Here is a 12,203-nt window from a genome sequence, read left to right on the forward strand (position 1 = left end):
CATCTTCGTGTCTACGCAGGTACGTTCTCACGCATGCTGTCCCTGCCCGAGGTGCGGAGCGCCGCCCTGGCCCTGCTGTCCTTCGCCGCGGCCGTGCCCGCCGACCTGCTCGGCGCTCCGTGGCCGCTCGTCGCCCTGCTCTACCTCGCCTGCTACGTGACGGGTGGGTGGGAGCCGGCGCGGTCCGGCCTCCAGGCGCTGCGCGGGCGGACGCTCGACGTCGACCTGCTGATGATCGTGGCCGCGCTCGGTGCCGCGGCGATCGGCCAGCACCTCGACGGGGCGCTGCTGATCGTGATCTTCGCGAGCTCGGGCGCGCTCGAGGCGGTGATGACCGCCCGCACCCGCGCGAGCATCACCGGACTGCTCGACCTCGCCCCGGAGACCGCCCGGCGCCTCGCCGACGGCCGGGAGGAGCAGGTCCGGGCCGCGGACCTGGTGGTCGGGGACGAGGTCGTCGTGCGGCCCGGGGAGAAGATCCCGGCCGACGGCACGGTCCGCGAGGGTGCGACCGAGGTCGACGCCTCCACCCTCACCGGCGAACCGCTCCCGGTCCGCCGCGGCCCGGGCGACGAGGTCTTCGCGGGCACGCTGAACGGTACGGGGACGGTCCGCGTGCGGGTCGACCGCGACCCGGCGGACACGGTGGTGGCCGGGATCGCCGCGCAGGTCGAGCGCGCCGCGGAGACCAGGTCGCGGCGGCAGCTGTTCGTGGAGCGGGTGGAGCAGCGCTACTCGGTGGTCGTGGTGGTCGCCGCGCTCGCGCTCCTCGTCGTGCCGCTGCTCGCGGGCGCGGACTTCCGGGAGACCCTGCTCCGCGCGATGACGTTCATGATCGTCGCCTCGCCCTGCGCCGTGGTGCTCGCGACGATGCCGCCGCTGCTCGCCGCGGTCGCCGTCGCGGGCCGGCGCGGCGTGCTGCTCAAGGACGCCGGCGTGGTCGAGGCGCTGGCCGAGGTCGACGCGGTCGCCCTGGACAAGACCGGCACGGTCACCCGCGGACGGCCCGAGGTCCGCGCCGTCGAGCCCCTCGACGGCCGCCCGGCCGACGCTCTGCGCGCCCTCGACGCCGCGGTCGAGGAGGGGTCGGAGCACGTCCTGGGCCGGGCGGTGGTCGCCGAGGCCCGCCGCCGCGGGCTGCGCCTGCCCGAGATGCGGGACTTCGCGGCGCTGCCGGGCGAAGGGGTCCGGGCGGTGCGCCTCGCCGCGCCCGGCCGGTCCGGGCCCACGGTCACGGTCGGGCGGCCCGGCGCCGACCTGGACCCCCGCGGGAGCGGGATCGTGGCCGAGGCGGAGCGCGAGGGCCACACCGCCGTCGTCGTGCGGGAGGGCGACCGTCCCGTCGGGCTCCTGGTGCTCGCCGACGAGGTCCGTCCCGGCGCCGCGCAGGCCGTCGCGGCGGTGGGCGCCGCCGTCGCCCCGCCCCTCCTGCTGACCGGCGACGCCGAGGGGCCGGCCCGCCGGGTCGGCGACCGGATCGGGATCGGCAAGGTCCGCGCCGGGCTGCTGCCCGCCGCCAAGGCCGCCGCCGTCGAGGAGCTCGACCGCGACGGCGGCCGCGACCTCGCCGCCGGCGACGGCCTGAACGACGCCCCGCTGCTCGCGACCGCGCACGTCGGGCTGGCCGTCGGGGAGGGGGCCGGGACGCTGTCGGTCGAGGCGGCGGACGGCGTGCTGCTGCGCGACCCGCTCGGCGCGCTCGCCCCGCTGGCCGGCCTCGCGCGGAGGGCCCGCCGGATCGCCCGGGCCAATCTGGCGTTCGCCGCGCTGGTGATCGTCGGGCTGGTGACCTGGGACCTGGTCGGCACGCTGCCGCTGGCCCTGGGCGTGGCCGGGCACGAGCTGTCCACGGTCCTGGTCTGCCTGAACGGGCTGCGGCTGCTGCTGTGGCCGGGCTGGCCGGTCGGGTCAGAGCGCGGTGAGCGCGGTGAGCGCCATGCGGCGGAGCAGCCCGGCGACCTCGTCGGGAGCCGCGCGTGAGCCGCTGTGCGGGGTGGAGTTGAGCAGGCCGAAGGTGCCGTGCGCGGCGACGCGCGCGGCGTCGGGGTCGAGCCCGGGGTGCAGGCGGCGCAGCGTGTCGACCCAGATCTCGACGTAGGTGCGCTGCAGCCGGCGGACCCGCCGCCGGTCCGCCTCGGGCAGGTTGTCGAGGTCGCGGTCCTGCACCACGATCAGCTCCGGCTCGTGCAGCGCGAAGTCCAGCTGGAAGTCCACCAGCGCGGCCAGCACCTCGTGCGGCTCGCCCGTCGCCCGCTCCCGGCCGCCCGCGAGGAGCCGCTCGCTGATGTCCACGAGCAGCTCGGCGAGCAGCGCCTCCTTGCCCGGGAAGTGCCGGTAGAGCGCCGGCCCGCTGATCCCGACGGCGGCGCCCAGCTCGGCGATGCTCACGCCGTGGAACCCGTGCCGGGCGAAGAGGACGGCGGCGGTGCGGAGGATCTGCTCGCGCCGGGAGGGTGCGTTGTCGACCCGCGGCGCCGCCATCGGGCCAGCGTAGCGCCTTCGGGTTAACGTCCGCTAACCGCCGCCGGCGGACCGCCGCGTCTCAGCCGCGGCACAGGACGCGGCACCTACCCTGGTCCCATGGCCCGCGACCCGGACCCGGACCCCGCCGCGGGGTCCGGTGCTGCCCCGGAGCGGCCGTCGGGCCTGGTCCGGGGCCTGCGGGACCGGCTCCGCGCCCGCCTCGGGGTCCGCACCACGACCGCGCTGGCCGCCGCGCTCACCGTCGGGGTCGTACTGCTGGTGGCCGGGGCGATCCTGGTCCTCGGGCTGAACGCGCTGCTGCGGATGCAGCTGGTCAACGCCGCCGACCAGCAGGCCACCCAGCTCGGCGACCGGGTCGCGGCGAACTTCGCCGACACCGAGGACGTCAAGCGCAACGCCATCCAGGCCACGGGGAAGCGGTCCGACCTCGTCGAGGTGGTCACCGACTACAACCGCGACCCCGACCGCCCGCCGGACGTCCAGAACATCGGCTCCTCCGACCCGCTGCCGGAGTACCCGCTCATGACGGACGTGCGGGCCGCGCCGGACGAGGTCGAGGTCGTCCACTCCACGTGGATCACGCTGGACGACGGCAAGCACGAGGAGGTGCTGGTCGTCGTCAAGGGCTACGAGTTCCCGCCCACCGGCCAGCCCTACTGGGTGCTCGCCGCCCAGCCGCTGGACTTCCTGCACCGCGCGGTGGACACGGTGCTGGCGATGGTGCTGGTCGGCATCCCGGTGCTCGTGGTGCTGGTCGGCGGCTTCACCTACTTCTTCGCGGGGCGCGCCCTGCGCCCGGTGGAGGCGATGCGGGCGCGGGTGGCGCGGATGAGCGACCGGGACCTCGGCACCCGCGTGCCCGTCCCGCCGGCGCGGGACGAGGTCGGCCGCCTCGCCGAGACGATGAACCAGATGCTCGGCCGGCTGGAGAACGCGCAGACCACCCAGCGCCGGTTCGTCGCCGACGCCAGCCACGAGCTGCGCAGCCCGCTGGCCACGATCGCCTCCGGCCTGGAGCTGCTGGCCGGGTCGGTGGCCGAGGCCGACGCGTCGACGGTCCGGACCCTGCGGGGGGAGGCGAGCCGACTCGACCGGCTGGTCGACGGCCTGCTCCTGCTCGCCCGCTCCGACGAGCGCGGGCTGCAGCCCCGCCGCGAGGACGTCGACCTCGACGAGATCGTGGAGGCCGAGCGCGGCCGCCCCTCCGACGTCGGCGGGGTGGCGCCCGAGGTGCGCGCCGAGCCGGTGCGGGTCTCCGGCGACCGCGCGCAGCTGGTCCGGGCGGTGCGGAACCTGGTCGACAACGCGCGCCGGCACGCCGCCTCCCGGGTCCTGGTCACCCTGCGGGCCGAGGGCCCCGACGCGGTGGTCGACGTCGCCGACGACGGCCCCGGCGTCCCGCCCGCCGACCGCGACCGCGTCTTCGAGCGGTTCGTGCGGCTCGACGAGGCCCGGGCCCGGTCGGACGGCGGCGCGGGGCTCGGGCTCGCCATCGTCCGGGAGATCGTCGCGGCGCACCACGGCAGTGTCGAGGTGCGGGACTCGCCGCTGGGCGGGGCGCTGTTCCGGCTGCGCCTGCCCCTGGCCGAGGCCGGCGGGGCGACCGGGGCGGACCCGTCCGGTCCCCCGCCGACCGGCGTCGCCGAGACCCCCGAGCCGTCGGCGGCCGAGATCGGCGACGCCGAGCTGCGCGACGACCGCCCGACCGGCCCGCTGCCCGTGCTCGCCCCGCCGCCCCGTGACCAGGAGACCGCGCCGGTGACGCATGACGGGCACATCCGCCCCTCGCCCCTCCCGCCCGAGCAGGAGACCGCGCCGGTCCCGCGTCCGTCGCCGGTCCCGCGCGGGACCCGCACCGACGAGCGCGTCCGGCCGGCGACCTCGGTCCCGATCCGGCTCGGCGACGCCCGCTCGCCCGCGGACGTCAACCCGACGGCGCCGATCCCCGTCGTCCGGCCGCCGGCGCGCTGACGTCGGCGCCGGTCAGGCCGGCTCGACCATCCGGTACCCGACGCCGCGCAGCGTCTCGATGGTCTGGGTGCCGAACGGCGCGTCGATCTTCTTCCGCACGTAGCCCACGTACACCTCGACGACGTTGACCTCGCCCTCGTAGTGGGCGTCCCAGACCGCGCGCAGGATGTCCGTCTTGGTCACGACCTCGCCCGCGTGCCGCATGAGGTGCTCGAGCACGCCGAACTCGCGCGGGGTCAGGGTGATCTCGGTGTCGCCCCGGTGCACCCGGTGCCGCGCCGGGTCGAGCCGCAGGTCGCCGACGGACAGCACGGTCGGGCGGGCGTCGCCGGCGCGCCGCTGCAGCGCGCGCAGCCGGGCCAGCAGCACGACGAAGGAGAAGGGCTTGGTGAGGTAGTCGTCGGCGCCCAGGTCGAAGGCGTCCGCCTCGTCGTACTCGCCGTCCTTCGCGGTCAGCATCAGCACCGGGGTCCACACGCCGGCGGCCCGGAGTTGCTGCAGGATCCGGTACCCGGACAGGCCGGGGAGCATGATGTCGAGGATGACGACGTCGTAGCCACCCTGGACGGCGGCGTCGAGGCCCGAGGGGCCGTCGTGCCGGACGTCGACCGCGTGGCCCTCGCGGGCCAGGCCGCGGCGGACCATCTCGGCCAGCGGGCGCTCGTCCTCCACCAGCAGCAGGCGCACGAGGAGCACCGTAGGGGCCGTGGCTGTGACCTTCCTGAGGGGACCACACGGGGACTGGCGCTTCGTGTTAACGAGCGCTAACGTTGTTAACAATCGCTAACCGATCCGACGAGGGACGGCAGATGCAGGGAGTGGCGAGGCGGGCCGGCGCGGCAGCTCCGGTGCTGGGCAGCAGGGTCGACCCGGGGTCCGAGCAGTTCGCCCGGAACGCGGAGTCGCACCGCTCACTGGTGGCGGACCTGAACGCGCAGCTGGCGGCGGCGCGGCTGGGTGGCCCGGAGCGTTCACGGGCGCGGCACGTGGAGCGGGGCAAGTTGTTGCCGCGGGACCGGGTGGACTCGCTGGTGGATCCGGGGTCGCCGTTCCTGGAGCTCTCGCCGCTGGCGGCGCACGGGCTCTACGGGGGCGACGCGCCGGCCGCGGGGATGATCACCGGGGTGGGGCGGGTCGCCGGGCGGGAGTGCGTGATCGTGGCCAACGACGCCACGGTCAAGGGCGGCACCTACTACCCGATGACGGTGAAGAAACACCTGCGCGCGCAGGAGGTGGCGCTGCACAACCGGCTGCCGTGCGTGTACCTGGTGGACTCGGGCGGGGCGTACCTGCCGGCGCAGGACGAGGTGTTCCCGGACCGGGAGCACTTCGGGCGGATCTTCTACAACCAGGCGCAGATGTCCGGGAAGGGGATCCCGCAGATCGCGGCGGTGCTGGGTTCGTGCACCGCGGGCGGGGCGTACGTGCCGGCCATGAGCGACGAGGCGGTGATCGTCCGCAACCAGGGGACGATCTTCCTGGGCGGGCCGCCGTTGGTGAAGGCGGCGACCGGGGAGGTGGTCACGGCCGAGGAGCTCGGCGGCGGGGACCTGCACTCCAAGGTCTCCGGGGTGACCGACCACCTCGCGAACGACGACGCGCACGCGCTGCGGATCGTCCGGTCGATCGTCGGCACGCTCGGGCCGCGTGGATCTGGCCGCGTGGCGCCGCCGTGGGAGCGGGAGCCGACCGAGGCGCCGGTGGTGGACCCGGGCGAGCTGTACGGGGCGGTGCCGACGGACTCGCGGATCCCCTACGACGTGCGGGAGGTGATCGCGCGGGTCGTGGACGGATCGCGGTTCCACGAGTTCAAGGCCGAGTACGGCACCACGCTGGTCACGGGCTTCGCGCACATCCACGGTCACCCCGTCGGGGTCATCGCGAACAACGGGATCCTGTTCTCGGAGTCGGCGATGAAGGGCGCGCACTTCATCGAGCTGTGCGACCAGCGCGGGATCCCGCTGGTGTTCCTGCAGAACATCACCGGGTTCATGGTCGGCCGCGAGTACGAGGCCGGCGGGATCGCCCGCAACGGCGCCAAGCTGGTCACCGCGGTGGCCTCGACCCGGGTGCCGAAGCTGACCGTGGTCATCGGCGGGTCGTTCGGCGCGGGGAACTACGCGATGTGCGGGCGGGCCTACTCGCCGCGGTTCCTGTTCATGTGGCCCAACGCCCGGATCTCGGTCATGGGCGGCGAGCAGGCCGCCACGGTGCTCGGGACCGTCGGCTCGGGTGCGGGCAACGGGGACCCGGCGGCGCAGGAGGAGCTCAAGGAGCGGATCCGCGCGCAGTACGAGACCCAGGGGCACCCCTACTACTCCACCGCCCGGCTCTGGGACGACGGCGTGATCGACCCCGCCGACACCCGCACGGTCCTGGGCCTGTCGCTGTCGATCGCCGCGAACGCCCCGCTGGGCGAGCCGGCCTTCGGCGTCTTCCGGATGTGAGCAGCATGTTCTCCACAGTTCTGGTCGCCAACCGCGGCGAGATCGCGGTGCGCGTGATCCGCACCCTGCGCAGCCTCGGCATCCGCTCCGTGGCCGTGTACTCCGACGCCGACGCTGGCGCCCCGCACGTGGCCGCGGCGGACGTGGCGGTGCGGCTCGGGCCCGCCGCCGCGGCGGAGTCGTACCTGGCGATCGACACGGTGATCGAGGCGGCGAAGGCCACCGGGGCGGAGGCGATCCATCCCGGCTACGGCTTCCTGTCCGAGAACACCGCGTTCGCCGCGGCCTGCGAGGCGGCGGGGATCGTGTTCGTCGGCCCGCCGTCGAGCGCGATCGAGGCGATGGGCGACAAGATCCGCGCCAAGCAGACCGTGGCGAAGGCCGGGGTTCCGGTGGTCCCGGGCTCCGACGGGGTCGGGCTGTCCGACGCCGATCTGGCCCTGGCCGTCGAGCAGATCGGGTTCCCGGTGCTGCTCAAGCCCTCCGCCGGTGGCGGCGGCAAGGGCATGCGCGAGGTGCATCGCAGCGAGGACCTCACCGACGCGATCGCCTCGGCCCGGCGTGAGGCGCGTGGCTCGTTCGGCGACGACACCCTGCTGGTCGAGCGGCTGATCACCACCCCGCGGCACATCGAGATCCAGGTCCTGGCCGACGCCCACGGCAACGTGGTGCACCTGGGCGAGCGGGAGTGCTCGCTGCAGCGCCGGCACCAGAAGATCGTCGAGGAGGCCCCGTCGCCGCTGCTGAGCGCCGGGCAGCGCGAGGCGATGGGCCAGGCCGCGTGCGAGGCCGCCCGCGCCTGCGGCTACGTCGGCGCGGGCACCGTGGAGTTCATCGTCGCCGGGGACCGGCCGGACGAGTGGTTCTTCATGGAGATGAACACCCGGCTGCAGGTCGAGCACCCGGTGACCGAGCAGGTCTACGGGGTCGACCTGGTCGAGGCGCAGCTGCGGGTGGCCGCGGGCGAGCGCGCGCCGTGGCCGGCCGAGCTGGTCCCGCGCGGGCACGCGGTCGAGGTGCGGGTCTACGCCGAGGACCCGGCGTCGGGGTTCCTGCCCACCGGCGGGCGGATCCTGGCGCTGCGCGAGCCGACCGGGCTGCCCGGGGTGCGGGTGGACTCGGGCATCGCCGAGGGCGGGGTCGTCGGCTCGGACTACGACCCGATGCTGTCGAAGATCATCGCCTACGGGGCCGACCGGGCCGAGGCGCTGCGCCGGCTCGACGCCGCGCTGGGCGAGACCGTGCTGCTCGGGCTGGGCACCAACATCGGGTTCCTCCGCGCGCTGCTCGCCGACCCCGACGTCCGGGCGGGGAACCTGGACACCGGGCTGGTGGGCCGGCGCCTGGAGGCCCTGACCGCCCACGACCTGCCGGCCGACGTCGTCGGGGTGGCCACCGGGCTGGCCCTGCTCGACCTCGAACCGGCCGGGGACGGCACCGGCGGGGTGGTCGACCCGTTCGACATCCCCGGCGGCTGGCGCGTCGGCGAGCCGGCCTGGACCTCGCGGCGGCTGGTCGTGGCCGGGCACGACCCGGTCGAGGTCCGCTCCCGCGGCCGCGCCGCCGACGCCGAGCTGTCCGTCGACGGCGGCGAGCCCTTCCGCACCTCGACCCGGCTCGCCGGCATCGGCGTCACGCACGCGCAGGGTGGCGTGACCAGGCAGTACGCGGTCGCCCGGGACGAGTCCGGGGTGCACTGGATCGGACGCGACGGCCTGGCCTGGGCCGTGCGCGAACAGGAGGCCCTCGAGGCCGCGGCCGACCAGGCCGCCGCCGGGGCGGGCGGTCCCGTGCTCTCCCCGATGCCCGGCACCGTGACCGTCGTCGAGGTCACCGAGGGCCAGCAGGTCACGGCCGGGCAGACGCTCGTCGTGGTCGAGGCCATGAAGATGGAGCACGTGCTCACCGCGCCCGTCGACGGGACGGTGCGCGAGCTGCGTGCCCGCCCGGGCGGGACGGTCGCGAAGGACGCCGTCCTCCTCGTCGTCGAAGGAGACATCGATGGATCTTGAGCTGTCCGAGGAGCACGCGGCACTGCGGGCGACGGTCGAGGACTTCGCGCAGAAGGAGGTCGCCCCGGTCATCGGGGAGTTCTACGAGCGCGGCGAGTTCCCGTACGACCTGGTGCGCAAGATGGGCGCGATGGGCCTGTTCGGCCTGCCGATCGCCGAGGAGCACGGCGGCATGGGCGGCGACTACTTCGCCCTCTGCCTCGCGCTCGAGGAGCTGGCCCGGGTCGACTCCTCCGTCGCGATCACCCTGGAGGCGGGCGTCTCGCTGGGCGCCATGCCGATCAGCCGCTTCGGCACGGAGGAGCAGAAGGCCAAGTGGCTGCCGCAGCTCGCCGCGGGCGAGAAGCTGGGCGCGTTCGGGTTGACCGAGCCCGGCGGTGGGTCGGACGCCGGCGCCACCCGCACCACCGCCGAGCTCGACGGCGACGAGTGGGTGATCAACGGGTCGAAGTGCTTCATCACCAACTCCGGCACCGACATCACCGAGATCGTCACCGTCACCGCCGTCACCGGCGAGCGGGAGGGCAGGAAGGAGATCTCCGCGATCGTCGTGCCCTCCGGGACGCCCGGGTTCACGGTGAGCGAGAAGTACTCCAAGGTCGGCTGGTCGGCCTCGGACACCCGCGAGCTGTTCTTCGACGACGTCCGGGTGCCGGCGGAGAACCTGCTCGGCGAGCGCGGCCGCGGCTACGCCCAGTTCCTCTCGATCCTGGACGAGGGGCGCATCGCGATCGCCGCGCTGTCGGTCGGGCTGGCGCAGGGCTGCGTCGACGAGTCGCTGCGCTACGCCCACGAGCGCGAGGCCTTCGGCCACCCGATCGGCCATTACCAGGCGATCCAGTTCAAGATCGCCGACATGGAGGTGCGGGCGCACACGGCGCGGCTGGCCTACTACGCGGCCGCGGCGAAGATGCTCCGGGGCGAGCCGTTCAAGAAGGAGGCTGCCATCGCGAAGCTGGTGTCCTCCAACGCCGCGATGGACAACGCCCGGGACGCCACGCAGATCTTCGGCGGCTACGGCTTCATGAACGAGTACCCCGTCGGCCGGTTCTACCGGGACGCCAAGATCCTGGAGATCGGCGAGGGGACCTCCGAGGTCCAGCGCATGTTGATCGCCCGGCACCTGGGTCTGTAGGCGCCCGTCCGGGACGCGGTAGGTTGCCCTCGCGCCGGACCCGCGGACGGGCCCGGCGGAGCGGGGGAGGAGCCGACGTGGCCAGCTGGACCGATCTGGTGTCCTACGTGCGGGTGCGGTACGAGGTGATGCGCTCGACCGACACCGAGCTGTGGTTCAACCTGCCGACCACGGACGAGCGCACACAGCTGGTGGTCGTCCGCAGCGTGACGGGCGAGGACGACCACCCGTGGGCGCAGATCGCGTCCCCGGTGGGCAAGCTCGGCGACCTCGACCTGCCCACCCTGCTGCAGAAGGCGGGCGAGTCGGTGGTCGGCGGCGTGGCGGCCCAGGAGGGCGTGGTGGTGTTCCGGCACTCCATCCCGCTGCACGAGGGCGAGGTCACGGCCTTCGACCGGCCCTTCCGGCTCGTCGTGCAGGTCGCGGACCAGCTCGAGGAGCTGCTGACCGGGCGGGACGAGAACTGAGTCAGCCGACCGGCTGCGGTTCGAGCGCCTGCTCGACGACGATGCGCGGCCGGGCCAGGAGCTGATCGGCCTCGGCCCAGGCGAGGGCGCCGCTCGGCCGTGACGGAGCGTGCTCAGCGGCCGGACAGCAGGCCGGGCACCGAGGAGATCGACCGCAGCTCGCTGAGGGTCGGGTGCCCCTGGGCGAGCAGGGCGACGTCCGTGCCCTCGGGGGCGACCTCGTCGGGCTCGGAGAGGGTGGTCCGCAGCGTGCCCGGCGCCCCGTCGACGCCCGACTCGTGCTCCACCCGCACCTGCACCGCGCCGAAGTCCGCCAGCTCCGCCTCCCGCAGCGGGCCGATCTCCGCCGACGGCCGGTCCGGCACGTTCAGCGAGAGCACCGTCCCGCGCGGGCGCGCGAGCAGCACCTCGAGCACCTCCGGCAGGAGCTCCACGACGGACTCCCAGTGCGCGCCGTCCCGGCCCCGCAGCCCGCAGTCCAGCGACGTCGCGAGCCCCGACCACCCCTTGAGGGCGCCGGTGAGCACCGCCCCGACCGTCCCGGAGTGGATCACCGCGTGCCCGACGTTGGCGCCGACATTGATGCCCGACAACACGAGGTCCGGCCGCGGGTCGAACCAGCCGTCGCCGGCGGCGTGCACGATGAACGCGGGGTGCGCCTCGACCGAGAAGGCCGGGACCTGCTCGAGCCCGGGCAGCACCTGCGGGTGCACCTTCACCCGCCGGTCCTCGGCCACGGCGTGGACGGAGGCGCCCACCCCGGTCGAGTCGACGTGCGGCGCGGCGATCGTCACGTCGAAGCCCGCCGCCAGCGCGCCGCGGGCGAGGGCGTGGAGGCCGGGGGAGGCGATGCCGTCGTCGTTCGTGATCAGGGCGCGCACGTCGTCGACGGTAGTTGAGCCGCTAGTTCAGGTGCGCGAGCAGGGACCGCGCGGTGCGGCGCAGCCGGTCGGTGCGCTCCGGCGGGTGCGTGCCGCTCGCCAGGTAGGCGGTGATCAGCCGCGCGCCCTCGTCCCAGCGCGCCTGCGCCCCCAGGACCTCACCGAGCTCCACGAGCGGGTCCTCGTCCGGGCGCACCGCCAGCCGCATCCGCAGCACCCACTCGCGGTCCGCCGGGCCGCCGCGGGTGCGGTAGACCGCGCGCAGGTTCTCCAGCATCCGCACCAGGATGTCGCGGGTCGAGGTGCGGGGCAGCAGGTCCGGGCCGAAGGGGGCGGCCGACCCCGTCACCGCCCGGAAACGCTCCTCGCAACCCGCGCGGTCCAGCCGCCGGCCGCCGTCGAACACGTCGAGGTACTGCTCGGTGTCGGCCACCCGCACCAGGAAGTGCCCCGGCATACCGACGCCCTCCAGCCGGATCCCGGCGCGCCGCGCCACCTCGATCGCGACCACCGCGAGCGTGATCGGGATGCCGGTGCGGCGGGTGAGCACCTGCGGCAGCAGCGAGTTGCGCGGGTCGGTGTAGTCGGTGCTGTTGCCGGTGAAGCCCTCCTCCACGAAGAGCCGCCGCACGAGCGCGGGAACGGAGTCGACGCCCTCGGCCAACCGGTCCAGCTCCGCGAGCCAGGGCGCCGGGTCGAGCCCGGGGTCGGCCCCGGCGGCCAGGGCCAGGGCCGCCTCGTCGAGTGGCGGCTCGGGCCCGCTGACGAGGGCCACGAACCGGGCCACCGGCCCGTCCCGCTCCACC

At 74.9% G+C, this 12,203-nt stretch carries 10 protein-coding genes; 6 read left to right on the forward strand and 4 right to left on the reverse strand.

Annotated elements, in window-relative coordinates; all coding sequences use genetic code 11:
- The first annotated feature begins 33 nt into the window (after positions 1-33).
- A complete protein-coding gene (locus tag ACFQH9_RS14115) occupies positions 34-1,980 on the forward strand; it encodes a heavy metal translocating P-type ATPase (RefSeq protein ID WP_379566513.1) in 1,947 nt (648 codons plus the stop codon).
- Here the strand turns inward: ACFQH9_RS14115 and ACFQH9_RS14120 are convergent.
- A complete protein-coding gene (locus ACFQH9_RS14120) occupies positions 1,909-2,481 on the reverse strand; it encodes an SACE_7040 family transcriptional regulator (protein WP_379566514.1) in 573 nt (190 codons plus the stop codon). The two genes, ACFQH9_RS14115 and ACFQH9_RS14120, sit on opposite strands and share 72 nt — an antisense overlap.
- A gap of 99 nt (positions 2,482-2,580) precedes the next feature.
- Here ACFQH9_RS14120 and ACFQH9_RS14125 point away from each other — a divergent pair, with 99 nt between their 5' ends.
- A complete protein-coding gene (locus ACFQH9_RS14125; protein WP_379566515.1) occupies positions 2,581-4,455 on the forward strand; it encodes an ATP-binding protein in 1,875 nt (624 codons plus the stop codon).
- 12 nt (positions 4,456-4,467) lie between these two features.
- On the opposite strand, the gene ACFQH9_RS14130 is transcribed toward ACFQH9_RS14125, so the two are convergent.
- A complete protein-coding gene (locus tag ACFQH9_RS14130; protein ID WP_379566516.1) occupies positions 4,468-5,142 on the reverse strand; it encodes a response regulator transcription factor in 675 nt (224 codons plus the stop codon).
- A gap of 122 nt (positions 5,143-5,264) precedes the next feature.
- Here ACFQH9_RS14130 and ACFQH9_RS14135 point away from each other — a divergent pair, with 122 nt between their 5' ends.
- The 4 genes from ACFQH9_RS14135 to ACFQH9_RS14150 all read left to right on the forward strand — a co-directional run bounded on the left by ACFQH9_RS14135 (position 5,265) and on the right by ACFQH9_RS14150 (position 10,516).
- Positions 5,265-6,902 (forward strand): carboxyl transferase domain-containing protein, encoded by a 1,638-nt coding sequence (locus ACFQH9_RS14135; RefSeq protein WP_379566517.1) that lies wholly within the window; start codon positions 5,265-5,267, stop codon positions 6,900-6,902.
- A 5-nt stretch (positions 6,903-6,907) separates the two neighbouring features.
- Positions 6,908-8,914: an acetyl/propionyl/methylcrotonyl-CoA carboxylase subunit alpha gene (locus tag ACFQH9_RS14140; protein ID WP_379566519.1), complete on the forward strand. Its 2,007-nt coding sequence runs from the start codon at positions 6,908-6,910 to the stop codon at positions 8,912-8,914.
- Positions 8,904-10,049, forward strand: a complete 1,146-nt coding sequence (locus ACFQH9_RS14145) for an acyl-CoA dehydrogenase family protein (protein ID WP_379566520.1) — start codon at positions 8,904-8,906, stop codon at positions 10,047-10,049. The genes ACFQH9_RS14140 and ACFQH9_RS14145 overlap by 11 nt, the downstream gene beginning before the upstream one ends.
- A gap of 77 nt (positions 10,050-10,126) precedes the next feature.
- Positions 10,127-10,516, forward strand: coding sequence for a hypothetical protein (locus ACFQH9_RS14150; protein ID WP_379566521.1), 390 nt, complete (start codon positions 10,127-10,129; stop codon positions 10,514-10,516).
- 113 nt (positions 10,517-10,629) lie between these two features.
- Here ACFQH9_RS14150 and surE read toward each other — a convergent pair whose 3' ends face one another.
- Entirely contained in the window at positions 10,630-11,397 is a 768-nt protein-coding gene (surE, locus tag ACFQH9_RS14155; protein WP_379566522.1) for a 5'/3'-nucleotidase SurE, read from the reverse strand.
- A gap of 22 nt (positions 11,398-11,419) precedes the next feature.
- Complete coding sequence (locus ACFQH9_RS14160) at positions 11,420-12,184, reverse strand: SirB1 family protein (protein ID WP_379566523.1); 765 nt, start codon at positions 12,182-12,184, stop codon at positions 11,420-11,422.
- Positions 12,185-12,203 lie beyond the last annotated feature (19 nt).

The organism is Pseudonocardia lutea (assembly GCF_042658055.1).
In the GTDB taxonomy this organism is placed as follows: Bacteria; Actinomycetota; Actinomycetes; order Mycobacteriales; family Pseudonocardiaceae; genus Pseudonocardia; species Pseudonocardia lutea.